The organism is Kitasatospora sp. NPDC127116 (assembly GCF_042677365.1).
Classification (GTDB): Bacteria; Actinomycetota; Actinomycetes; order Streptomycetales; family Streptomycetaceae; genus Kitasatospora; species Kitasatospora lactacystinica.
This window is the reverse complement of record NZ_JBHXTL010000020.1, coordinates 44,236-66,522: the sequence shown is the minus strand read 5'-3', so window position 1 is coordinate 66,522 and position 22,287 is coordinate 44,236. Positions and strand designations below refer to the sequence as shown.

Sequence of the window (22,287 nt, the reverse complement as noted above, 5' to 3'; positions counted from 1 at the left end):
TGTGTGTGTTGGGTGTGTGGTTTTTTTTTTTTTTTATTACAAACTCCAACACCCGGGTGGGGGCGCCGCCCCCCGGGGGGCCCCACCCCGATCGGCTTTCGGTCAGCCCTTGACGCAGACGACCTGCTTGAGGTGCGCGACCACCTCGACGAGGTCCTTCTGCTGCTCGATGACCTTCTCGATGTTCTTGTAGGCGCCCGGGATCTCGTCCACCACGCCGCCGTCCTTGCGGCACTCCACGCCCTTGGTCTGCTCGACCAGGTCCCGGGCGGTGAACCGCTTCTTCGCCGCGGTGCGGCTCATCTTGCGGCCGGCGCCGTGCGAGGCGGAGTTGAACGACGACGCGTTGCCCAGACCGCGGACGATGTAGGAACCCGTCCCCATCGAGCCGGGGATGATCCCGAGGTCGCCGGAGCCGGCCCGGATCGCGCCCTTGCGGGTCACCAGCACGTCGACGCCGTCGTACCGCTCCTCCGCCACGTAGTTGTGGTGGCAGCTGATGACCTCGTCGAAGGTGACCTCCGCCTTGGTGAACTCGCGCCGGACGACGCCCTGGAAGAGCGCCATCATCAGCGCGCGGTTGTTCTTGGCGTACTCCTGCGCCCAGAACAGGTCCTGGCGGTAGGCGGCCATCTCCGGGGTCTTCGCCAGGAAGACGGCCAGGTCCCGGTCGATCAGGCCCTGGTTGTGCGGCAGCGCGCGGGCGACGCCCATGTGGTGCTCGGCCAGCTCCTTGCCGATGTTGCGCGATCCGGAGTGCAGCATCAGCCAGACCGCACCGGTCGTATCAACGCACAGTTCTATGAAGTGATTTCCTCCGCCGAGCGTCGCCATCTGCTGCATCGCCCGCTCGCGGCGCCACTTGACGTCCTCCGCGATGCCGTCGAAGCGCTGCCAGAAGTCGTCCCAGCCCGCCGCGCGGAAGTCGTTCAGCTTGGTCGGGTCGACCGGGTCGGTGTGCAGGCCTCGGCCGACCGGGATGGCCCGCTCGATCTCGCGGCGCAGGACGGAGAGGTCGTCCGGGAGGTCCTCGGCGGTGAGCGAGGTCTTCACCGCGCTCATCCCGCAGCCGATGTCGACGCCGACCGCCGCCGGGCAGACCGCGTCCTTCATGGCGATGACGGAGCCGACCGTCGCGCCCTTACCCAGGTGGACGTCGGGCATCACGGCGAGGCCGTGCAGCCACGGCAGGGAGCTGATGTTGCGCAGCTGCTGGAGGGCCTGGCCCTCGACCGTCGCCGGGTCGGTCCACATCCGGATCGGGACCCGGACGCCGGGCACCTCGGTGTACGTCATGGTTGAACGACCTCCAGAGGTCGGGTGGTTCGCAGAAGGGTGGGGTGCCGCGCGAAAGGATCCCGGCGCGGCTCGGGGAAGTTCAGGGCTGGGCTCAGACGCCCAGGGTCGCGGTACGGGGGGAGTACGGCCTTGGGGAGCGTCGTCGTATGGCTTGCTCGACCCGCATGGTGACCGCCTCCCTTCCCTCGTCGCAGTGCGCACGTGCTGTGCGCCGGGGAACATCTATCCACGGAACGGGTGCGGCCCGCAATGGATTTAAAAACGCGTCCGGCCCGGCGGAGCGGGTGCTCCACCGGGCCGGACGGAACGGCGAGAGGCGTCAGCTGACGACGGTGACCTCGCCGATGCCGAGCGCCCGCACGTCGTCGGCGATCACGGCGGCGTCGCCGACCAGGACGGTGACCAGCCGGTCCGGCGGGAAGGCCGCGACGACCGCCTCGGTGGCGGCGGCGGTGCGCAGCTCGGCGAGCTGCCGGTACACCTCGGCCTGGTAGTCGTCCGGCAGGTACTGCTCGACCTGGTCGGCCAGCGTGCCGGCGACCGAGCCCGCGGTCTCGTACTTCAGCGGGGCGACGCCGACCAGGAACTGCACGGCCTCGTCGCGCTCGGCGTCGGTGAGGCCCTCGGCGGCGAGGGTGCGCAGGATGGTCCAGGTGTCGGCCAGCGCGGGGGCGGTGGAGGCGGTGTCCACCGAGCCGCTGATGGCGAGCATCGCGCGCCCGCTGCCGTCGGCGGCCGAGCGCAGCGGCTGGGCGAAGGCGCGCACGCCGTAGGTGTAGCCCTTCTCCTCGCGCAGGACGCGGTCGAGGCGGGAGGTGAGGGTGCCGCCGAGGCAGTAGGTGCCGAGGGTCTGGGCGGCCCAGACCGGGTCGTGGCGGTCGGGCCCGATCCGGCCGATGAGCAGCTGGGTCTGGACGGAGCCGGGGCGGTCCACGATGACGACGCGGCCGCGGTCGTCGCCGGTGACCGGGGCGTGGACGGACGGCTCGGCGGCCGTCCCGGTCCAGGTGCCGAGGGTGCTCTCCAGCAGCGCCGGCAGGTCCACCCCGGTGAGGTCGCCGACCACCACGACGGTGCCGGTCGCGGGGCGCACGTGGGCGTCGTAGAAGGCCTTGACGGCGGCGCGGTCGATCGACTTGACGGTGTCGGCGGTGCCGGCGCGGGGCCGCGAGAGCCGGTCGGCGGCGTCGAAGAGCTCGGCGTACAGGGCCTTGGCGGCACGCCGGGCGGGGTTGGCCTGCTCGTGGACGATCTCGTCCAGGCGGTTGGCGACCAGCCGCTCGATCTCCGCCTCGGGCAGCGCGGGGGCGCGCAGGGCGTCGGCCAGCAGGGACAGGCCGCGCTGGAGCCGGGAGGCGGGGACCTCCAGCGAGATCCGGATGCACGGGTGGTCGGCGTGCGCGTCCAGGGTGGCGCCGGCGCGCTCCAGCTCGGCGGCGAACTCCTCGGCGCTGAGGCTGTCGGTGCCCTCGCTGAAGGCGCGGGCGAGGATCCCGGCGATGCCGTCGAGGCCCTCGGGCTCGGCCGCGAGCGGGACGTCGAGCAGGACCTCGACGGCGACCAGCTGCTGGCCGGGCCGGTGGCAGTGCAGGACGGTGATGCCGTTGCCGAGGGCGGCCCGCTCGGGGGCGGGGAAGTCCCAGGGGCTGGGCGTGCCCGGCCGGGGCTGCGGGTGGAAGGTCATGGCGGGGACGAAGTCGGTGCTCATACGGCGGCACCCTCCTCTTCGGAAGCGGCGTCGGAGTCGGCGTCGGTCTCGGCGGCGGCGGTCGGCTCGTAGGCGAGGACGGCCCGGTTGTCGGGGTGGAGCCGGGCCTTGGCGACGGCCTGGACCTCTTCGGCGGTGACGTCGAGGACCTTGGGGAGGGCGTCGTTGAGCAGCTTGGGGTCGCCGAACAGGACGGCGTAGCGGCACAGTTCGTCGGCCCGGCCGGCGACGGTGGTGAGCCGGTCGAGCCACTCGCGCTCGATCTGGGCCTGGGCGCGTTCGAGTTCCTCGGCGGTGGGGCCCTCGGCGGCGAAGCGGGCGAGCTCCTCGTCGACGGCGGTGCCGATCCGCTCGACGGTGGCGTCGCCGGAGGTCTTGACGTCGAGCCAGCCGAGGCTGGGGGCGCCGGCCAGCCGCAGCAGGCCGAAGCCGGCGGCGACGGCGGTGCGGTCGCGGCGGACCAGCCGGTTGTAGAGGCGGCTGGACTCGCCGCTGCCGAGGATGGTGAGGGCGAGGTCGGCGGCGTCGGCCTCGCGGGTGCCGTCGTGCGGGAGGCGGTAGGCGGCCATCAGGGCGCGCGAGGGGACGTCCTCGTGGATCTCCTCGCGGATCTCCCGCCCGATGGTCTCGGGGAGTTCGCCCGAACGCGGGGGCTGCTTGCCGTCGTGCGCGGGGATGGAGCCGAAGTACTTCTCGACCCAGGCGACGGTCTGCTCGGGGTCGATGTCGCCGACGATGGACAGGACGGCGTTGTTGGGCGCGTAGTACGTCCGGAAGAACGTGCGGGCGTCCTCCAGGGTGGCCGCGTCGAGGTCGGCCATGGAGCCGATCGGCGTGTGGTGGTACGGGTGGCCGTCCGGGAACGAGAGCGCGGTGAGCTTCTCGAAGGCGGTGCCGTACGGGACGTTGTCGTAGCGCTGGCGGCGCTCGTTCTTGACGACGTCGCGCTGGTTCTCCATGGACGTCTCGTCGAGCGCGGCGAGCAGCGAGCCCATCCGGTCGGCCTCCAGCCAGAGGGCGAGCTCCAGCTGGTGGGCGGGCATGGTCTCGAAGTAGTTGGTGCGCTCGAAGCTGGTGGTGCCGTTGAGCGAGCCGCCGGCGCCCTGGACGAGCTCGAAGTGCCCGTTGTTGGAGACGTTGGCCGAGCCCTGGAACATCAGGTGCTCGAAGAGATGGGCGAGGCCGGTGCGGCCCTTGACCTCGTGGCGGGAGCCCACGTCGTACCAGAGGCAGACGGCGGCGACCGGGGTCAGGTGGTCCTCGGAGAGGACGACGCGCAGGCCGTTGGCCAGGCGGTGCTCGGTGATGGCGATGCCTCGGCTGGAGGCGGGGGCCGGGTTGGCCATGCGCTCGGGTCCTTCCCGTCGTCGATGTCGGGGTTCGTGTGGCGTCCCCCATTGTGGTGCAACGTGCGGGAGCCGTGTTCGTGTCCGCGCGGACGGGGCCGTTCGCCAGGGGCGGAAGAGGGCCGCTGACCGGGAGTGTCGGCGAGAGGGTCCACAATGGGGGCGCCGCGCCCTGTCGGCGGCACCCGGTTGACGGGTCCGGCGGCGGGACGGTGCGGAGACGGCCGACGACCGCCCCCGGGCGTTCGGCGACCGACCGACGACCTACCGAGACACAGCCAGCGACACGTAAGGGAGCCCCGCCGCGATGGCCCGCCGCAGTTCGCAGACCCCGCCGCCCGGAGACTTCGAGGAGCGGATCCTCGACGTCGACGTCGTGGACGAGATGCAGGGCTCCTTCCTGGAGTACGCCTACTCGGTGATCTACTCGCGTGCGCTGCCCGACGCACGGGACGGCCTGAAGCCGGTGCACCGCCGGATCCTGTACCAGGCCAACGAGATGGGCCTGCGCCCCGAGCGCGCGCACGTGAAGTGCGCGCGCGTGGTGGGCGAGGTGATGGGCCGGCTGCACCCGCACGGTGACGCGTCCATCTACGACTCCGTGGTGCGCATGGCGCAGCCGTTCTCGATGCGGCTGCCGCTGATCGACGGCCACGGCAACTTCGGTTCGCTGGGCAACGACGACCCGCCGGCCGCGATGCGCTACACCGAGTCGCGGCTGACGGCCGCCTCGATGGCGATGGTGGAGTCGATCCACGAGGACACCGTCGACTTCGGCCCGAACTACGACGGCAGCGAGCAGGAGCCGCTGGCGCTGCCGGCCGCGTTCCCGAACCTGCTGGTGAACGGCGCGACGGGCATCGCGGTCGGCATGGCGACGAACATGCCGCCGCACAACCTCTCCGAGGTGGTGGCCGCGGCCCGGCACCTGATCAAGCACCCGAACGCCGACCTGGACACGCTGATGCGGTTCGTGCCCGGTCCGGACCTGCCGACGGGCGGGCGGATCGTGGGCCTGTCGGGCATCCGGGACGCGTACGAGTCGGGCCGCGGCACGTTCAAGATCCGGGCGACGACGACGGTGGAGGCGGTGACGGCCCGCCGCAAGGGCATCGTGGTCACCGAGCTGCCGTACAACGTCGGCCCGGAGAAGGTCATCTCGAAGATCAAGGACCTGGTCAACGCGAAGAAGCTCCAGGGCATCGCGGACGTCAAGGACCTGACCGACCGCGAGCACGGGCTGCGGCTGGTCATCGAGGTGAAGAACGGCTTCGTGCCGGAGGCGCTGCTGGAGCAGCTGTACAAGCTGACGCCGATGGAGGAGACCTTCGGCATCAACAACGTGGCGCTGGTCGACGGCCAGCCGCTGACGCTGGGGCTGAAGGAGCTGCTGGAGGTCTACGTCGACCACCGCTTCACCGTGGTGCGCCGGCGCAGCGACTTCCGCCGCCGCAAGCGCGAGGAGCGGCTGCACCTGGTCGAGGGCCTGCTGGTGGCCCTGGTCGACATCGACGAGGTCATCGCGATCATCCGGTCGAGTGACAACGCCCAGCAGGCGAAGGAGCGCCTGATGGAGCGCTTCTCGCTGTCGGAGACGCAGACCGCGTACATCCTGGACACCCCGCTGCGCCGGCTGACCCGCTTCGACCGGGTCGAGCTGGAGCAGGAGAAGGCGAAGCTGACCTCCGAGATCGCGGACCTGACCGAGATCCTGGAGTCGGACACCAAGCTGCGCAGCGTGGTGTCGTCCGAACTGGGCGCGGTGTCGAAGCAGTTCGGCACCGAGCGGCGCACGGTGCTGCTGGAGGCGGGGGCGGTGCCCTCGGCGGCGCTGGCGGTGCCGCTGGAGGTCGCGGACGACCCGTGCCGGGTGCTGCTGTCGTCGACGGGCCTGCTGGCGCGGACGGCGGACGGCGAGCCGTTCGAGGTGTCGGAGAAGCGGGCGAAGCACGATGTGATCGTGTCGGCGGTGCACGCGACGGCACGGGCGGACGTGGGCGTGGTGACGTCCGCGGGCCGGGTGCTGCGGCTGCCGGTGATCGACCTTCCGGCACTGCCGCCGACACCGTCGCCGACGCTGGCGGGCGGGGCCGCGGTGGGCGAGTTCCTGCGGCTGGAGGACGGGGAGCGGGCGCTGGCGCTGACCACCCTCGACGAGTCCTCGCCGGGGCTGGCGCTGGGCACGCTGCAGGGCGTGGTGAAGCGGGTGGTGCCGGAGTGGCCGGCGAACAAGGACGAGTTCGAGGTGATCGCCCTCAAGGAGGGTGACGAGCTGGTGGGCGCGGTCGAACTGCGCACCGGCGAGGAGGACCTGGTCTTCATCGCCTCGGACGCCCAGCTGCTGCGCTACCCGGCGGGCCAGGTGCGTCCGCAGGGCCGCCCGGCGGGCGGCATGGCGGGCATCAAGCTGTCGGACGGCGCGCGGGTGCTGTCCTTCACGGCGGTGGACCCGGCGGCGGACGCGGTGGTGGTCTCGGTGGCCACGGCCACGGGCACGCTCTCCGACGGCGAGCAGACGAGCTGGAAGGTCACCCCGTTCGAGCAGTACCCGCGCAAGGGCCGTGCCACCGGCGGCGTACGCTGCCAGCGATTCCTGCGCGGCGAGGAGGCCCTGACCTTCGCCTGGGCCGGCGCCGCCCCGGCCCGCGCCGCCACCGCCAAGGGCGCCCCGGTCGACCTGCCCGAGCGCGACCCGCGCCGCGACGGCTCCGGCACCCCGGTCACCACCCCGATCGCGGTGGTCGCCGGCCCGGCGTAACGACACCCGTACGAGCGGAGGGGCACCGGAGATCATCCGGTGCCCCTCCGCTTTTTCGTGCCCGTCCGACCGGGAATGCGGAAGGGCGATCTCCAATTCCCGGGCATGGCCCGAACTTTGCCCACCCATGGGTTAGGTTCACCGAACAGGTGCTCCATATCGCACCACATGCATTGGGGGGACGGGGAGTTGGCCGAAGAATTCAAGATCGACATGGGCCGGATGAGAACCGTGTCCAAGCAGCTCGACGAGTGCGGCAACCGCATGGGGGCGGTCGCCAAGAGCCTCGAAAACCTCGGAAAGGGCAAGCAGTTGGGCACCGAGCGGCTCGACTCGGCCTGCAAGGGCTTCGAGGACCACTGGCACGGCGGCATCGGCCGGATGGCCAAGCTCGCCCACGGCCTGCGCGAAGGCCTCGACGCCTCGCTCAAGAACTACGGGGACAACGAGCAGGGCACCGCCAAGGGCCTCGGCGCGACCTGAGCCAACACCCAGGGGACTGACTTCCACCATGAGTGACAAGAACTGGCCGGGCCTCGGCTTCTGCCCGGCCCCGGGGGACCTCCCGGCCATCGCCAAGATGTACGCGGACGTCGACGCCGTCGCCCGCGAACTGGAGGAACTGCGCCACGCGCTCGCCGACCTCGGCTCCGAGGGCAGCGCCTGGCAGGGCGAGGCGGCCCGCAACTTCGCCGGCAAACTGGGCGAACTGCCCAAGTACCTCACCCAGGGCCACGAATCGATGGCCACCTGCTCACGGGCCCTCAAGACCTGGCACACCCAGCTCACCGGACTGCTCTCCACCGGCCGGACCATGGAGGCCCAAGCCGTCGAACTGCGCTCCCGACTGGGCGACATGAACGTCCAGTGCGACACCGCGGGAAAGGCCCTCGACGCCTCCGCGCAGTCCACCGACGCGGCCGCCCGGACGAAGGCCAAGGCCGACTTCGAGGCCAAACTCCAGGCCCAGCAGCAGCTCGTGCACCAGCTCGACGAGGTGATCGCCAACGGCCGCAAGCAGCTCGCGGACCACAAGAACAAGGCCGAGGTGGCCGCCAAGGCCATCATGGAGGCGTCCCGGCACCACCCGCCGGACCCGAACTTCCTCAAGAAGATGCTGGACAAGGTGGAGCATGCCTGGCAGAAGTCGCTGGACTTCCTGGCCGAGCACGCGGACCTCCTGTCCCAGATCTCCGCCGGGCTGGCGATCGCGGCGCTGGCGATCCCCGTCGCGGGCCCGGTGCTGGGCGCTGCGGCCATGCTGACCAGCGCGGCCGCGATGGCCGGTCACGGCATCGCCAAGTCCCGTGGACAGGACGTCTCCTGGTTGAAGATCGGGCTGGACGGGCTCGGGGTGATCCCCGGTGTCGGCGCCATCAAGGGCTTCGCCACCGCTGGGAAGGCAGCCAAGGCGGCCAAGGTCCCGGGCGTCGTCAACAAGGTCAAGGCCCACGTCGGCAACCTCAGGGAGTCGATGCAGCTCGCGAAGGGATCCGGTGTCGCCGCGCGGACCCGTGGTGCCGGCACGTCCCTGTACGAGATGACCCGCAACCCCCTGTCGACCAGGGCCATCGTCGGCGGGCTCAAGAAAACCGGCGTCGAGGTGGACCCCGGCATGATCACGATCTCGAACAAGGCGGGCGGGCTCTCCCACAGCCTCTACCGGAACTACGAGAAGGACCAAGAGGAGAAGGAGAGGGAGTCCCACATCGTCGCCCCCGGAGTGCCCAAGCCCGCCTACCGTCTGCCGTCCACACCGTTCCTGAACGCCGTCGGCTGAGAGGAGAGACCCATGGCCAACGATTTCCATGCGACGCTCCCCGTCGAAGGCGGGAGGATCGCCGCGGTGCCCGAGGTGGCCGAGGCCGCGCGGCGGGCCGAAACCCTCTATGGGATCAACCTGTTGCACGACCACGTGGCACGCGAGGTGGTGACCAGACATCTGAGGCTACGGAACCGAGTGGGTTCCTACTCCGAGCTGGCGTGGCTGCTCATCATCATGGCGATCGCGGCCACCTCGATCACTGGCAACTGGGCAGCAGTGATCCTGGGGATTCCGGCCGGCATCGCACTCTGGGCATGGGGTGCGCACCGCGCTTCGGAGAAGGACGCCGCCTCAGTGCACTTCACCACGTACATCGGTCTGCTGAACCACGCCAGGCGCGCGGGACTGACGGTCCGGATTCCCGCCGAGTGGGGAGTCGATGCCGATCGGGCCTCCTGGGAAGAGAGCGCCGCAACCGCTCCACAGCCGCCTGCCGCCCCGGCGCCGTACCCCGCCGCTCCGACCGCGCACCCCTCCGCCGCTCCCCCGTCCTCCGCCCCCGCGCTGCACGGCTCATGGTGGCCGACCGACGCCGTAATCGACCCGAAGTTCCCGGTGCTGCCGGTCGGCGCGCTCACCCTCCATCCGGCGCTGGCCGCCCGGGCCCGTGAGATCGGTGCTCCGCACGGCCTCGACTTCCTGGACGAGCAGGCCGCCAGGGGGCTGCTCACCGCCGTGAAGCGCTCCCGCCAGCAGATCAGCACGTGGGGCAGGATCTTCATCCTCACCGTGGTCGTCGGCATGATCGTCGCCCCCCTGGGCATGGACCCCGCCGGTGCCGAGCACCGTCGGCAGCTCACCTCCCTCGGCATGGGGCTGATCGGCATCGGCGTGCTCGCCGCCTTCCCCGCGCTGAAGGAACTCTGGACCTGGCACCGCTCCGGCCTGCGCGACCGGGCCGCCGCCTACCTCGACCTGCTGATCGAGGCCCGCGCGTACGGCGTCCCGGTCCCCGTCCCGCCGTCCTGGCTGGACGTCCGCAACCGGATCCGCAAGCCCTCATGACCTCCGTGGAAGGCCCGATGTCCGACATTCCGACAGCCACCGAGGACACCCGGCTCCAGATCCGCTTCGTCGTCCCGCCCGCCTTCCACGAGGTCCCGGTGCTGGGCACCGACGACGAGGTGGCCGAGGAGCTCTGGGAGCTGGTCTGCGAGGTGCTGGCCTCCCATCCCGAGGAGATGCGGGTGCGCTGGGCCGTGGCGCTGGCCGAGCTGATCCCGCCGATGGCCGAGGCCGGGGTGATCCACGCCGGGATGTGCCTGGTGGACGTGGACGGCCGCCCCAGCACGGCGTCGATCGTGGCCTCGGTGTGCCCCCTGGTCGGGACCGACTACCCGGGCGCGGTGGACTTCCTGCTCACCCGTCTGGCCCTGTCCCGTCCGGAGGCGGAGGTGACGGCGGTCGAGCTGCCGGCCGGGCGGGCGGTGGCGGTGATCGACGCCGTGGCGACCCCGGTCGACGACGGGTCGACCCCGCTGGACGGCCTGGCGGTCCCGCTCGTCGACGGGGTGCTGACCACCTCGGTGATCCAGGTGCACCTGCCGCTGCCGAACGAGTCCCAGCTGCTCTCGCTGGAGTTGAGCACCCCGTGCCCCGAGGACTGGGTGCTCTACTCGGAGCTGTTCGCCGATGTCGTCCGCAGCATCCACCTGGAGTTCGCCGACCTCCCGACCGTCTCCGAGCCGATGTACGACGCGGTGGACGAGGAGGTGGCACAGCGGGTGAGGGCCGCGTTCGGGTGAGCCGGTGAGGGTGATCAGGTGAGGGTAGCCTTGCCGGGGTGAGCACCTGTGCGACCGTGTCGCGTGAACTTTCGGAGCCGCTGGCAGCGACGGCGGCGGTGGCGACCACCTGGCTGCTGGTGGAGCAGAACGGACCGTGGGGCGCGAAGGCGCTGGGTGAGAGCCACCTGGACGCGGCGGTCGGGCGGGCGCTGGAGGCGGCCGCGGCGGGGACGGGCGTGCGGGTGGCCCTGATCCGGCGGCCCGGGCGGCACGCCGACTGCCTGCCGACCGCACGCCACGAGGTGCTCGTGGCGCACACGGTGCCCGGCCGCGGCTGGGTGCGCCGGGCGGGGGTGGCGGATCCGGCGGAGCTGCTGGAGCTGGACTTCGCGGCGCTGGGCGCCGGTGACCACACCGGCTTCGGAACGGAGCACGTCGGCGGGCCGGTGGCCCTGGTGTGCACCAACGGGCGGCGGGACCGCTGCTGCGCGCTGCTGGGCCGTCCGCTCGCGGCGGAGCTGGCGGCGGCCGGGCACAGCGAGGTGTGGGAGGTGACCCACCTGGGCGGGCACCGCTTCTCCCCCACGATGCTGGTGCTGCCGTACGGCTACGCGTACGGGCGGCTGACGCCGGAGACGGCCAAGGAGGTGCTGGCGGCGACGGCGGCCGGGCACGTGGTGCCGGAGTGGTCGCGGGGCTGCTCGGGTTGGGAGCGTCCGGGCCAGGCGGCCGAGCACGCCGTGCGGCTGGCCACCGGCGAGACCGGGGTGGACGTGCTGACGCTCACCCAGCGGCCGGACGGCGGGGGCCGCTGGCTGGTGACGGTGCTGCACCGGGACGGGCGGTCCTGGGAGGTGGACGTGATCGAGGCGGCCAGCGAGCCGGCCCGCCCGGAGAGCTGCGGCAAGGCGGCGGGGAGGCCCTCGCGGATGGACGTGCTGTCCGTACGGGGGGTCTGAAACGCGGCGGCCCCGCGCCCGTGGGGGTGAGCGCGGGACCGCCGGGGCGGAGCGTCAGCCGGCCGCCTTGGCGACGAACTCCGTGGTGTACGTCTTCGCCAGGTCGATCGTCCCCTCCTTGCCCTTGACGTCCGGGTGGAAGGCGGCGAGCACCGAGAGCACCGTCTTCGGCCCGTCGGCCGGCATCACGCCGTCCGTGGTGAACATCGGCAGCGTCGCCTTGATCGCCGCCGCGTACTGCTCGGCGCCGCCCTGCGCGTAGTCGGCGGGCATCTTCGCGGCGATCTCCTCGGGGGTGTGGCCGGACATCCACTTGAGGGTCTTCACGAAGGCGTTGGCGAGCTTCTGGGTGGTGTCCTTGTTCTTCTCCACCCAGTCGGTGTTCATGTACAGCGACGAGGACGGGTACAGCCCGCCGAGGGCCTCGCGCGAGCCCTCGGGGGTGCGCATGTCGTACAGGACCTTGCCGAGGCCCTTGTCCAGGATGTTCGCGACGGTCGGGTCGGTGGTCATCCCGGCGTCGATGCTGCCCTGCTGGAGCGCGGCGATGAAGGTCTGGCCGGCGCCGACCGCGATCGGGCTGAACTCGCTGACGGCGGTGCCGTTCTTGACCGCGAGGTACTTGGTGAGGAAGTCGGTCGAGGAGCCGATGCTGGTGACGCCGAGCTTCTTCCCCTTGAAGTCGGCGCCGGACCTGATGGCGTCGGCCTGCTTGGTGGAGACCACCTCGACCTCGCCGGGCGCCTGGGCGAACTGCACGACGGACTCGACCTTCTTGCCCTTGGCCTGGAGGTCGATGGTGTGGTCGTAGAAGCCGACGGCGCCCTGGACGTCCCCGGCGAGCAGCGCGGTGGTGGCGTTGACGCCGGCCGGCTCGGTCATCAGCTCGACGTTGACGCCGGCGTCGGCGAAGTAGCCGAGCCGCTGGGTGAGCATCGCGGGCAGGTAGATGACCTTGTCCAGGCCACCGACCATGATCTTGACCTTGGGTCCGTCGACCTGCTGCCCGGCGGGGGCGGCGACCGCGCCGTGGCCGGCGGTGGCGGCGTCGTTGGCACAAGCGGAGAGCGGGAGGAGCAGGGCGGCGGCGAGGGCGGCGGCGACTGGTCTGCGCATGGGTGGGGGTGCCTCTCTCTTCTGACGACGGGGGGAGTTCAGCGGCCGTCGCCCGCGTCGGCGGGCTTCCAGCGGAACAGCTTCTTCTCGGCGAAGGTCAGCAGTCCCTCGGTGAGCAGCGCGACGACGGCGAGGATGGTCATGGCCGCGTAGACGCCGGCCGCGTTGAAGGTGCCCTGGGCGGCCGCGACGAGCAGGCCGAGGCCCTTGGTGGCGCCGATGTACTCGCCGACGATGGCGCCGATCAGCGCGAAGCCGAAGCTGACGTGCAGGCTGGTGAAGATCCAGGTGGTGGCGGCGGGGATGACCACCTGGAGGGTGACCCTGCGGTTGTCGGCGCCCAGGATGCGGGCGTTGGCGACGAGGTTGCGGTCCACCTCGCGGGCGCCCTGGAAGGCGTTGAAGAACACCGGGAAGAACACCAGCACCACCGCGGAGGCGACCTTGGAGGCCGGGCCCAGGCCGAACCAGATCAGGAAGATCGGCGCGAGCACGATCCGCGGGATGGCGTTGAGCACCTTGATGTACGGCCCGAGGACGTCGGCCAGGAAGCGGACCCGGCCGAGCGCGATGCCCAGCAGCACACCGCCGATGACGCCGATCACCCAGCCGGTGAGGGCCTCGTAGAGGGTGTAGCCGATCTGCTCGCCGAGCGAGCCCTGCGCGGTGCCGTGGGTGGTCCACTGCCAGATCTGGTCCCAGATCCTCGACGGCTGGGAGAAGTTGAACGGGTCGATGACGTCCGTCCGGGCGCAGACCTCCCACAGTCCGAGGAAGGCGACCAGCACCGCGACCCGGGCGCCGAAGACACCCAGCCTCCGGTTGCGGGCGGCCCGTTCACGGGCCTCGGTCCTCGTCGTGACGGCCGGGGGCTTCCCGGCGGCGGCCGGCGCGGACGCCGGCGCCGCCCCGGACCCGGACACGGACTCCGCCCCGGGCTCGGACGCGGACTCGGATGCGGTCTCAAGCGGCACGACCCGCTCCTCTCTCCCGGGTGATGCGCACCTCTTCGCCGAGCGAGGCCCAGATCTCGCGGTACAGCTCGACGAACCTCGGTTCCAGCCGGACGGCCTCCACGCTGCGCGGGCGCGGCAGGTCGACGGTGAAGATCTCCTTGACGGTGGCCGGTCCGGCCGTCATGACGACGACCCGGTCGGCGAGCGCGATGGCCTCGTCCAGGTCGTGGGTGACGAAGACGACCGACGCCGCGTCCCTGGAGGAACCGGTCCCCGCCCACAGCTCCAGCAGCTGGTCCGACATCAGCGCCCGGGTCTGCACGTCCAGTGCCGAGAACGGCTCGTCCATCAGCAGGATCGCCGGGTCGTTGACGAAGGTCTGGGCGAGCGCGACGCGTTTGCGCATGCCGCCGGACAGCTGGTGCGGGTAGCGGTCCTCGAAGGCGGCCAGGCCGACCCGGCCGAGCCAGTCCCGGGCCCGCTCCCGGGCCTCGGCGGCGGGCACGCCGCGGAAGCGCGGGCCGGCCATCACGTTGGACAGGACGGTGCGCCAGGGGAAGACGGCGTCCTGCTGGAAGACGAACCCGACCTTGGGGTCGATCCCGCGCACGGGCTCGCCGTACACCCGGACCTCGCCCTCGGTGGGCTCCTCCAAGCCGCTGACCAGCGTCAGCGTGGTGGACTTGCCGCAGCCGGTGGGGCCGACGACGGCGACGAACTCGCCTTGGGCGACGGTCAGATCGAGATCGCGGACGGCGGTGTGCAGCGCCCCGGAGGGGGTGCGGAACCGTTTGGTCGCGCCGGTCAGCTCGATCGCCGGGGTCTTGCTCATGTCGATCCTCCCGGGTCTGTTGCCTGCCCCGGAAAGGTAGGAGCGGGCCCGGCCCCGGCGGGAGCCTTCTTCGCGTAGTGCGACTTCTCCGCATAGAGGGGTGTTCTGCTCGTTTTGCTTCCGCTACAACTGCGGGGACGCGGCTGACAGAAACACCCCGGAAACATAGGGTGTCCCGACCCCACCCATCGGCGCCCCGACCGCCCCCCGAGGACGCCCGATCCCCCGCAGCCGCCGAGAGGAGGTCCGGATGAAGCTCCCCCGCGGACCCCGCCGGGTCTTCGCCCAGCTGCTGCTGAGCCAGACCGTCGTCACCGTCGGTGTCACCGCCGTGACCGCCGGGCTGTTCCTCGCCCCGGTCAGCAGCGAGCTGGACCACGACGCGATGCAGCGGGCGCTGTCGATCGCCCAGGCCACCGCCACCGACGAGAACATCGCCCGGGCCGCCGCCGGCCGCGACGTGGTGGCCGCCCAGCGCAACGCCGAGCAGATCCGGCTGGCCACCGGCGCCAGTTTCGTGGTGGTCACCGACCTGGACGGCATCCGGCTCTCGCACACCGACCCGGGCCGGATCGGCCAGCGGGTCAGCACCGATCCGGAGCCGGCCCTCAGCGGCCGCAGCGTCACCGCCATCCAGCAGGGCACCCTGGGCCGCACCGCCCGCGGCAAGGTGCCGCTGCGGATGGCGGACGGCCGGATCGTCGGCGAGGTCTCGGTCGGCATCAGCGACGACTCGATCCGCCGCCGGCTGCTGACGATGCTCACCGGCATCCTGCTGTGCGCGGGCGCCGGCCTGGCCGCCGGCACGCTCGCCACCCTCCTCCTGGCCCGCCGGCTCAAGCGCCGCACCCACAACATCGCGCTGGCCGACATCTCGGCGCTGCTGGTCGAGCGGGAGGCGATGCTGCACGGAATCCGCGAGGGCCTGGTGGCGCTGGACGAACGCGGCCGGATCCGGCTGGCCAACGACGAGGCCCTGCGGCTGCTCGGCCTGCCCGAGGACTGCACCGGCCGGCCGATCGGCGCGGTGCTGCCACCGGGCCGGCTGGCGGACGTGCTCTCCGGGCGGATCGCCGGCGCCGACCTGCCGGCCGTCCGGGACGACCGGGTGCTCGTGGTGAACCGCACGACCACGCCCGAGGGCGGCGCGGTGGTCACCCTGCGGGACCGCACCGAGCTGGAGTCGCTGGTCCGCGAGCTGGACACCACCCGCAGCCTGACCGAGGCGCTGCGGGCCCAGGACCACGAGCACGCCAACCGGATGCACACCCTGCTGGGCCTGCTGGAACTGGGCCGCCACGAGCAGGCGGTGGCGTTCATCTCGGAGCAGTCCGGCTCGCACGCCGTGGTCGCCGCACGGATCGCCGAGCAGGTGCAGGACCCGCACGTGGCGGCACTGCTGGCGGGCAAGACCTCGGTGGCGGGCGAGCGCGGGGTGCTGCTGGCGCTGGCCGCGGCGGCGCACCTGCCGGACGCGGTGGTGGACGCCCGGGCACTGGTGACGGTGCTCGGCAACCTGATCGACAACGCGGTGGACGCCCTGGCCGCGGGCGGCGGGGGCCGGGTGGAGGTCAGCCTGGCGGCGGCCGGAGCGACCCTGCTGCTGCAGGTCGCGGACAGCGGCCCGGGCGTGCCGGAGGAGCTGCGCGAGCAGGTCTTCGAAGAGGGGTGGACCAGCAAGGACGCGCCCGCGCACCGTCCGCGCGGGCTGGGGCTGGCGATGGTGCGGCGGCTGGTCGAGCGGACCGGCGGCCGGATCGTGCTCGACACCGGGCCGCTCGGCGGCGCCCGGTTCACCGTCGAGCTGCCCGAGGCCCTGCTCACCAGTCGGCTCGTGGAGGCGTGATGATCGACGTACTCGTGGTGGACGACGACTTCCGGGTCGCGGACGTGCACGCCGCCTACGTGGCCAAGGTCCCGGGCTTCCGGGTGACCGGCACCGCGCACTCGGCCGGGGAGGCGCTGGCCGCCCTGGAGCGCCGCCCGGTGGACCTGCTGCTGCTCGACCACCACCTGCCCGACGAGACCGGCCTGGCCCTGGTGCGCCGGCTGCGGGAACGCCAGGTCGCCTGCGACGTGATGATGGTGACGGCCGCCCGGGACGTGTCGACGGTGCACGCCGCGATGCAGCACGGCGCACTCCAGTACCTGGTCAAGCCGTTCACCTTCGCCGGGCTGCGGGAGAAGCTGGTGGCGTACGCGCAGCTGCGCCACGCGCTCGCCGCGCCGGCCCGGGAGGCCGGCCAGGACGAGGTGGACCGGCTGTTCGCGACCCTGCGCAGCGCCGCCGCCCCGGCCGGAACGCTCCCCAAGGGCCACTCGGCGCCCACCACGGACCTGGTGATGGGGGTGCTGCGCCGGGCCGGCCGGCCGCTGTCCGCCCAGGAGGTCGCCGACGCCACCGGGCTGAGCCGCTCCACCGCGCAGCGCTACCTCAAGCAGTTGGAGCGGGACAGCCGGCTGCGGCTGACCCTGCGGTACGGCGACACCGGCCGGCCGGAGCACCGCTACGGGCTGGCGGCCCGCGCCTAGGGCACGGTCTCCGGACAGGGGCCGGACAGGGGCCGGGCCTGGTCTCGGACCTGGGGCCGGACAGGGGGGAACCCCGGCGGCCCCAGGCCCGCCGGGGTTCCCCGGGCGCGACGGCTCAGGCCGCGCCCGCACCGGTGAGGGCACGTACCTCCAGCTCGGCGAACCGGTCCGGATCGGCGGGCTCGGACGAGGTGACCGTCCCGACCCAGCCGGCCAGGAAACCCAGCGGGATGGAGACGATGCCCGGGTTCTCCAGCGGGAACCAGTGGAAGTCGAGGCCCGGGAAGAGCGCCTCGGGGGAGCCGGACACCACCGGCGAGAAGAACACCAGCACGATCGCCGGGACCAGCCCGCCGTACACCGCCCAGACCGCGCCGCGAGCGGTGAACCGCGACCAGAACAGGCTGTACAGCAGCACCGGCAGGTTGGAGGACGCGGCGACGGCGAAGGCCAGGCCCACCAGGAAGGCGACGTTCAGCTGCTGGGCGAAGAGGCTGATCACGATCGCCGTCGCACCGATCCCGGCGGCGGCGAACCGGGCGACCACCACCTCCTGCTGCTCACTGAGCTCGGAGACCGGTTCCTCCGCCGCCCGGGAGGCCGGGACGGTCTCGCCCCGGCGGCGCCGCCCGCGGCCGTTCTTCGACTGCTCACGGCTCTTCAGCTGTTCGCGGCTCTTCACCTGTTCGCGGCTCGGCCGGGCGCGCCAGGCGCCGGCCCAGATGTCGTGGGCGAAGGCCGCCGAGGAGGCCAGGGTCAGCCCGGCGACCACCGCGAGGATGGTGGCGAAGGCGATCGCCGAGATCAGGGCGAACAGCACCACCCCGCCGGTACTGCCGTTGCCGCCGCCGAGCACCAGGGCGAGCAGCGGAACGGCGGTGTTCCCGGCCGAGTTGGCGTGCCGCACCTCGGCCGAGCCGATCAGCGCGGTGGCGCCGAGGCCGAGCACGATGGCCATCAGGTAGAAGCTGCCGACCAGGCCGATCGCCCACATCGTGGAGCGGCGGGCGGCCCGCGCGGTGGGCACGGTGTAGAAGCGGGACAGGATGTGCGGCAGGCCCGCGGTGCCGAGCACCAGGCCGAGGCCGAGGCTGACGAAGTCCAGCCGGCTGGTGATGCTGCCGCCGTACTTGAGCCCGGGCTCCAGGTAGCGCTGCCCGGCGCCGCTGTGCTGGGCGGCCTCGCGCATCAGCTCGCCGAGGTCCCCGTGGAAGCGGACCACCAGCAGCACCGTGAGCAGCACCGAACCGCCGGTCAGCAGGAAGGCCTTGATGATCTGGATCCAGGTGGTGGCCCGCATCCCGCCGATGGTGACGTAGACGATCATCAGGGCGCCGACCGCGATGATGGTCCAGGTGCGGGCGTGCGGGCTGCCGGTGCCGAGCAGGAGGGCGACCAGCGAACCGGCGCCGACCATCTGGGCCACCAGGTAGAGCAGGGTGACCACGACGCTGGCGCCACCGGCCGCGGCGCGCACCTTGCGACGGCGCAGCCGCAGCGCGAGGACGTCGGCGAGGGTGTACCGGCCCGCGTTGCGGACGAGTTCGGCGACCAGCATCAGCACGACCAGCCAGGCGACCAGGAAGCCGATGCTGTAGAGCACGCCGTCGTAGCCGTACAGCGCGATCAGCCCGGCGACGCCCAGGAAGGACGCGGCGGAGAGGTAGTCCCCGGAGAGCGCGAAGCCGTTCTGCAGCGGGGTGAAGTCGCGGCCGCCGGCGAAGAAGTCCTCGGCGGCGTTGCCCTGGCGGCCGACCCAGAGGGTGACCCCCAGGGTGACCAGGACGACGACGGCGAACAGCGCGATGGCGAGCGAGTGGTGGTCGCCGGTGGGGGCGACCGGCGGCGGGGTGGCGGTCGACACCACGGTCCGGACGGCGGTCTGCACCGCGGCCTTGGCCGCATCGGTGGGCACGGTGGCCAGCAGGGGCGTCATCGCAGCTGGTCCTGGGTGTCCCAGCGCAGGCCCAGGGCGGCGCGGTCGCGCTTGGTCCGGGAGTTGCGGGCGTAGAGCCAGGTGAGCAGGAAGGTCGAGGCGAACTGCAGCAGCCCCAGCAGCCAGGCCACGTTGAGCGGGCCGGCCACCGTCCTGCGCATCAGGTCCGGGGCACCCGCCTGGGCGGCGACGTACAGCAGGTACCAGGCGAGGAAGGCACCGGTGATCGGGAAGACGAAGGTCCGGTAGCTGCGGCGGATCTGCAGGAACGTCTCGCTGGCCTGAACCGTCCGGTAGACCTCGGTGCGGTCGGCGACCGGTTCCTCGTCGAGTGGTGCGTGCGGTGCGGCCGGGGCCGCCGGATCGGCTGGGATGCTCTGGGCGAACGGCTCGACGGCGGCCCCGTGGACCGGTGCGCCGACGGCCACTGACCCGACGGCGGCCTCTGCCGACCGGGCCGTAGGAACGTGGTCCGTGGGGGCGGGGCCCGACTGCGCCGGTACCGCCGTCCGGCGGTGCGCAGCCGATGGCTCGGCGGACTCAACGGGGGTACCGGCGGCCGCAGCGGCCCACCAGTCGAATTGCTGTCCCGGGCCGGGACTGCTCGTCTGCTGCTGTGGCACTGCTGCTCCTGGACGGCCGGATGTTCTGACCCGAACCATGATGGCGGCCCTAGGAGAGCGCCCCTGACCATCGCAGATACGTTCACTCGATGAGGTGATCGATCATCCGACAGACACTCATCGGACTACTGCTGCGTCCCAGTGATTCCGTGTCGGAACGCGTACGCGACCGCCTGAGCCCGGTCCCGCACCGCGGTCTTGGCGAACAGATTGTTGATGTGGGTCTTCACGGTCGCCTGGCTGACGAACAGCCGCTGGGCGATCTCGGCGTTGGACAGCCCCTCGGCGATCAGCGCCAGCACCTCGGCCTCCCGGACGGTCAGCCCGTCGGGCAGCTCCCCCGACCGGGTTCCGGGCCTCCCGGCGGCCGGCCCGGAGTCGTCGCGCTGCTCCGAAAGCCTTTCCAGCAGCCGGAGTTGGACCTGCGGGGAGAGCCCGGCGGCACCCGAGCGGACGTCCGCGACGGCCCGGGCGATCTCCTCGGCGCCGGCGTCCTTGGTGAGGTAGCCGCGCGCCCCGGCCCGGAGCGCGGGGAACAGCGAGTCGTCGTCGGCGTAGGTGGTGAGCACCACGACCTCGGTCTCCGGGTGCGCCGAGCGGATCCGCCTCGTCGCCTCGACCCCGTCGCAGCGCGGCATCCGCAGATCCATCAGCACCACGTCCGGGTGATGACGCTCCACCAGGGCGACGGCCTCCTCCCCGTCCCCGGCCGCACCGACCACCTCGATGCCGGGCAACAGCCCCAGCAGCATCACGATGCCCTCGCGCACCACGGTCTGGTCGTCCGCGACCACCACCCTGATCGCCCCCGCACCACCCATGTGCTCACTCATGCCGGCACCCGCAGCAGCACGCGCCACCCTCCGTCCTGCGGGCCCGCCAGCAGCGTGCCCCCGAGCAGTTCCGCGCGTTCGCGCATTCCCAGCAGACCGTACCCGCTGCCGCTGGCGGCCAGCTCCTCCGACGGGGGCCCACCCGCGGATCGGCCGCGCGGCGGCCGGGTGTTGCACACCTCCAGCTCCACCGCGCCGTCCAGGTAGCGCAGTTCGACGGAGCCGCGGGCCCCGGACGCGTGCTTGCGGACGTTGGTCATCGCCTCCTGCGCGGTGCGCCGCACCGCGAGGGCGACCTCGGCGGCGAGCGGGCGGGGCGTGCCGGTGACGGTGAGGGCGGCCCGCTCCCGACCGGTCAGCTCGACCAGGAACTCCCCGACCGGGGTGAGCTCCCCGCGCAGCGCGGACAGTGCCTGGCGGGTCTCGGCCAGTCCGTCCTGCGCCATCCGCCGGGCGGCGACGACCCGTTCGCGGATCTGCTCGCGGTCCGTCCCGGCGTCCAGCATCAGCCGGGCCGCCTCCAGGTGGACGAGCTGCGCGGAGAGGCTGTGGGCGAGCACGTCGTGGATCTCCCGCGCGATCCTGGCCCGTTCGGCGAGCGCCGCGCTCTCCGCCTGGGCGGCCTGGGCGGCCCGCTCCTGGGCGAGCAGCCGGCGGGCGGTGCCGCGCGCCTCGATGTCCAGCCGCAGCAGGCAGCCGACCAGGACGGAGCCCCCGACGGTGGCGGCGTTGCCGAGCCAGCCCGCCGGGGAGGCCGCCGTGTACGAACCCAGCGCGGCCGCCGCGACGACCAGCGCGGGCGCGGGCGGCAGCCGGATCAGAGCCGTCACGGCCAACCCGATCCACAGGAAGTCGGCCAGCGTGTGGGCCAGCCACAGGTCGGCGAGCCAGCCGCCGCCGACCAGGCCGGCGGCCAGCAGGTACGAGAGCGCCGGGCGCTGCTCCCGGGTGACCCGCAGGTACGCCGTGCAGAGGGCGACGGCCGCGGCCAGCCCGGCCGCCGCGGCCGCCACCGTCCAGCCGGTGTACCTGCCGCCGGAGAAGGTCCCCCAGCCGACGGCGACCAGCAGGACGCTCCGGCCGAACACGGACAGGACCCGCCGAGGCCGGCTCTCGTCCTCGTGGCCGATCCCCTCCCGGGACGGCCAGCGGGTCCAGTACCACCCGGCCACGGGGCCTCCTCGATGCTCACGGCGGCGGGTCAGTGCAGTGCGGCGGCGGGCCGCGAGGGCTCCAGCGACCGGGCCCTCCAGTTCACCACGAAGGAGCGGACCAGCAGCAGGACCGCCATGCCCAGCATCAGCGAACTGCCCGCCTGGTGGACGTGCAGGGCCGCACCGACCGCGTACAGGCCGATCCGGACGGCGATCATCCCGCACCAGGCGGCCACGGTGGCCCTGGTGCCCTTGACCAGGACGCTGCCGTCGGAGGCCCGCCAGATCCGGACGGTCCAGCCCCAGGCCGTGCCCATCGCGAGCACGGCGACCAGTCCGGCGGCCAGCAGCCCGGCGGAGAGCGCGGTGTGCTGGTGGTCGAGGAGCTGCGGGTCGCGCAGCGCGAGCGCGCCCAGGATCAGCGGCAGCAGCCAGAAACGGCGCTCGGTGTCCAGGCGCTGGACGCGCATCTGGCGCTGGACCACCAGGACCACCACCGCGAGGGCCACGAGGATGTCGGCGATGGAACCCATCGAATTCTCCGTCCCGGGAAAGGCTTGTTGCTGACCTCTCCGACGCTACGGATCCGGCGCTTCCCGCTGATCGGAGCCGGGGTGGAGCACGGGTGGAACCGGCAGCGGGGGGGGGGGGGCCCCCCCCCCGGGGGGGGGGGCGCCGCCCCC

The 22,287-nt window shown here is 72.5% G+C and carries 19 protein-coding genes; 8 read left to right on the top strand and 11 right to left on the bottom strand.

Features of this window, described 5'->3' with window-relative positions:
* Positions 1 to 102: 102 nt before the first annotated feature.
* The 3 genes from ACFVHV_RS11875 to ACFVHV_RS11865 all read right to left on the bottom strand — a co-directional run bounded on the left by ACFVHV_RS11875 (position 103) and on the right by ACFVHV_RS11865 (position 4,353).
* Complete coding sequence (locus ACFVHV_RS11875; RefSeq protein WP_380350885.1) at positions 103 to 1,296, bottom strand: RtcB family protein; 1,194 nt, start codon at positions 1,294 to 1,296, stop codon at positions 103 to 105.
* Between the two features lie 322 nt (positions 1,297 to 1,618).
* On the bottom strand, positions 1,619 to 2,983 hold the full coding sequence (locus tag ACFVHV_RS11870; protein ID WP_359912630.1) for a pitrilysin family protein: 1,365 nt from the start codon (positions 2,981 to 2,983) through the stop codon (positions 1,619 to 1,621).
* 20 nt (positions 2,984 to 3,003) lie between these two features.
* Positions 3,004 to 4,353, bottom strand: a complete 1,350-nt coding sequence (locus tag ACFVHV_RS11865; protein ID WP_359912575.1) for a pitrilysin family protein — start codon at positions 4,351 to 4,353, stop codon at positions 3,004 to 3,006.
* A 307-nt stretch (positions 4,354 to 4,660) separates the two neighbouring features.
* Between ACFVHV_RS11865 and ACFVHV_RS11860 the strand changes: the two genes are divergently transcribed.
* The 6 genes from ACFVHV_RS11860 to ACFVHV_RS11835 all read left to right on the top strand — a co-directional run bounded on the left by ACFVHV_RS11860 (position 4,661) and on the right by ACFVHV_RS11835 (position 11,622).
* Positions 4,661 to 7,111 (top strand): DNA topoisomerase IV subunit A, encoded by a 2,451-nt coding sequence (locus ACFVHV_RS11860; RefSeq protein ID WP_359912578.1) that lies wholly within the window; start codon positions 4,661 to 4,663, stop codon positions 7,109 to 7,111.
* A gap of 189 nt (positions 7,112 to 7,300) precedes the next feature.
* Positions 7,301 to 7,594 carry a hypothetical protein gene (locus ACFVHV_RS11855; protein ID WP_359912580.1) on the top strand — a complete coding sequence of 98 codons (294 nt, stop codon included), beginning with the start codon at positions 7,301 to 7,303 and terminating at the stop codon, positions 7,592 to 7,594.
* A gap of 28 nt (positions 7,595 to 7,622) precedes the next feature.
* On the top strand, positions 7,623 to 8,891 hold the full coding sequence (locus ACFVHV_RS11850) for a hypothetical protein (RefSeq protein WP_359912583.1): 1,269 nt from the start codon (positions 7,623 to 7,625) through the stop codon (positions 8,889 to 8,891).
* A gap of 12 nt (positions 8,892 to 8,903) precedes the next feature.
* A complete protein-coding gene (locus ACFVHV_RS11845) occupies positions 8,904 to 9,941 on the top strand; it encodes a hypothetical protein (RefSeq protein WP_359912586.1) in 1,038 nt (345 codons plus the stop codon).
* Positions 9,942 to 9,958: 17 nt separating this feature from the next.
* The gene (locus tag ACFVHV_RS11840) at positions 9,959 to 10,681 is read left to right on the top strand and encodes a hypothetical protein (protein WP_380350882.1); all 723 of its coding nucleotides are present in this window, start codon (positions 9,959 to 9,961) and stop codon (positions 10,679 to 10,681) included.
* A gap of 38 nt (positions 10,682 to 10,719) precedes the next feature.
* The gene (locus ACFVHV_RS11835; RefSeq protein WP_380350880.1) at positions 10,720 to 11,622 is read left to right on the top strand and encodes a sucrase ferredoxin; all 903 of its coding nucleotides are present in this window, start codon (positions 10,720 to 10,722) and stop codon (positions 11,620 to 11,622) included.
* 54 nt (positions 11,623 to 11,676) lie between these two features.
* Here ACFVHV_RS11835 and ACFVHV_RS11830 read toward each other — a convergent pair whose 3' ends face one another.
* The 3 genes from ACFVHV_RS11830 to ACFVHV_RS11820 are packed head-to-tail and all read right to left on the bottom strand — an operon-like array spanning position 11,677 to position 14,526.
* Positions 11,677 to 12,738 (bottom strand): ABC transporter substrate-binding protein, encoded by a 1,062-nt coding sequence (locus ACFVHV_RS11830; RefSeq protein ID WP_359912595.1) that lies wholly within the window; start codon positions 12,736 to 12,738, stop codon positions 11,677 to 11,679.
* 38 nt (positions 12,739 to 12,776) lie between these two features.
* The gene (locus ACFVHV_RS11825) at positions 12,777 to 13,712 is read right to left on the bottom strand and encodes an ABC transporter permease (RefSeq protein ID WP_380350878.1); all 936 of its coding nucleotides are present in this window, start codon (positions 13,710 to 13,712) and stop codon (positions 12,777 to 12,779) included.
* Positions 13,702 to 14,526 (bottom strand): ABC transporter ATP-binding protein, encoded by an 825-nt coding sequence (locus tag ACFVHV_RS11820; RefSeq protein ID WP_359912598.1) that lies wholly within the window; start codon positions 14,524 to 14,526, stop codon positions 13,702 to 13,704. Before ACFVHV_RS11820 ends, ACFVHV_RS11825 begins: the two co-directional genes overlap by 11 nt.
* A 250-nt stretch (positions 14,527 to 14,776) precedes the next feature.
* Between ACFVHV_RS11820 and ACFVHV_RS11815 the strand changes: the two genes are divergently transcribed.
* Together ACFVHV_RS11815 and ACFVHV_RS11810 are read left to right on the top strand one after the other, a co-directional pair.
* Positions 14,777 to 16,372, top strand: a complete 1,596-nt coding sequence (locus ACFVHV_RS11815; RefSeq protein ID WP_359912601.1) for a sensor histidine kinase — start codon at positions 14,777 to 14,779, stop codon at positions 16,370 to 16,372.
* On the top strand, positions 16,372 to 17,058 hold the full coding sequence (locus tag ACFVHV_RS11810) for a response regulator (RefSeq protein ID WP_359912604.1): 687 nt from the start codon (positions 16,372 to 16,374) through the stop codon (positions 17,056 to 17,058). Before ACFVHV_RS11815 ends, ACFVHV_RS11810 begins: the two co-directional genes overlap by 1 nt.
* 115 nt (positions 17,059 to 17,173) lie before the next feature.
* Here the strand turns inward: ACFVHV_RS11810 and ACFVHV_RS11805 are convergent, their stop codons facing one another.
* From ACFVHV_RS11805 to ACFVHV_RS11785, 5 genes are all read right to left on the bottom strand, one after another.
* On the bottom strand, positions 17,174 to 18,994 hold the full coding sequence (locus ACFVHV_RS11805) for a cation acetate symporter (RefSeq protein ID WP_359912607.1): 1,821 nt from the start codon (positions 18,992 to 18,994) through the stop codon (positions 17,174 to 17,176).
* Positions 18,991 to 19,422: a DUF485 domain-containing protein gene (locus ACFVHV_RS11800; protein WP_359912610.1), complete on the bottom strand. Its 432-nt coding sequence runs from the start codon at positions 19,420 to 19,422 to the stop codon at positions 18,991 to 18,993. The genes ACFVHV_RS11805 and ACFVHV_RS11800 overlap by 4 nt, the downstream gene beginning before the upstream one ends.
* A gap of 320 nt (positions 19,423 to 19,742) precedes the next feature.
* Positions 19,743 to 20,450 carry a response regulator gene (locus ACFVHV_RS11795; protein WP_380350876.1) on the bottom strand — a complete coding sequence of 236 codons (708 nt, stop codon included), beginning with the start codon at positions 20,448 to 20,450 and terminating at the stop codon, positions 19,743 to 19,745.
* Entirely contained in the window at positions 20,447 to 21,622 is a 1,176-nt protein-coding gene (locus ACFVHV_RS11790; protein ID WP_380350874.1) for a sensor histidine kinase, read from the bottom strand. Before ACFVHV_RS11790 ends, ACFVHV_RS11795 begins: the two co-directional genes overlap by 4 nt.
* Before the next feature lie 29 nt (positions 21,623 to 21,651).
* Positions 21,652 to 22,137 (bottom strand): DUF1453 domain-containing protein, encoded by a 486-nt coding sequence (locus ACFVHV_RS11785; RefSeq protein ID WP_359912619.1) that lies wholly within the window; start codon positions 22,135 to 22,137, stop codon positions 21,652 to 21,654.
* Positions 22,138 to 22,287: the final 150 nt, after the last annotated feature.

Excerpts from the sequence above, each read along its gene's own strand:
- ACFVHV_RS11840 (WP_380350882.1), top strand. The coding sequence starts at position 9,959 with ATGTCCGACATTCCGACAGCCACCGAGGACACCCGGCTCCAGATCCGC.
- ACFVHV_RS11865 (WP_359912575.1), bottom strand. The coding sequence starts at position 4,353 with ATGGCCAACCCGGCCCCCGCCTCCAGCCGAGGCATCGCCATCACCGAG.
- ACFVHV_RS11805 (WP_359912607.1), bottom strand. The coding sequence starts at position 18,994 with ATGACGCCCCTGCTGGCCACCGTGCCCACCGATGCGGCCAAGGCCGCG.
- ACFVHV_RS11870 (WP_359912630.1), bottom strand. The coding sequence starts at position 2,983 with ATGACCTTCCACCCGCAGCCCCGGCCGGGCACGCCCAGCCCCTGGGAC.
- ACFVHV_RS11830 (WP_359912595.1), bottom strand. The coding sequence starts at position 12,738 with ATGCGCAGACCAGTCGCCGCCGCCCTCGCCGCCGCCCTGCTCCTCCCG.
- ACFVHV_RS11845 (WP_359912586.1), top strand. The coding sequence starts at position 8,904 with ATGGCCAACGATTTCCATGCGACGCTCCCCGTCGAAGGCGGGAGGATC.
- ACFVHV_RS11875 (WP_380350885.1), bottom strand. The coding sequence starts at position 1,296 with ATGACGTACACCGAGGTGCCCGGCGTCCGGGTCCCGATCCGGATGTGG.
- ACFVHV_RS11820 (WP_359912598.1), bottom strand. The coding sequence starts at position 14,526 with ATGAGCAAGACCCCGGCGATCGAGCTGACCGGCGCGACCAAACGGTTC.
- ACFVHV_RS11850 (WP_359912583.1), top strand. The coding sequence starts at position 7,623 with ATGAGTGACAAGAACTGGCCGGGCCTCGGCTTCTGCCCGGCCCCGGGG.
- ACFVHV_RS11860 (WP_359912578.1), top strand. The coding sequence starts at position 4,661 with ATGGCCCGCCGCAGTTCGCAGACCCCGCCGCCCGGAGACTTCGAGGAG.
- ACFVHV_RS11810 (WP_359912604.1), top strand. The coding sequence starts at position 16,372 with ATGATCGACGTACTCGTGGTGGACGACGACTTCCGGGTCGCGGACGTG.
- ACFVHV_RS11785 (WP_359912619.1), bottom strand. The coding sequence starts at position 22,137 with ATGGGTTCCATCGCCGACATCCTCGTGGCCCTCGCGGTGGTGGTCCTG.
- ACFVHV_RS11815 (WP_359912601.1), top strand. The coding sequence starts at position 14,777 with ATGAAGCTCCCCCGCGGACCCCGCCGGGTCTTCGCCCAGCTGCTGCTG.
- ACFVHV_RS11795 (WP_380350876.1), bottom strand. The coding sequence starts at position 20,450 with ATGAGTGAGCACATGGGTGGTGCGGGGGCGATCAGGGTGGTGGTCGCG.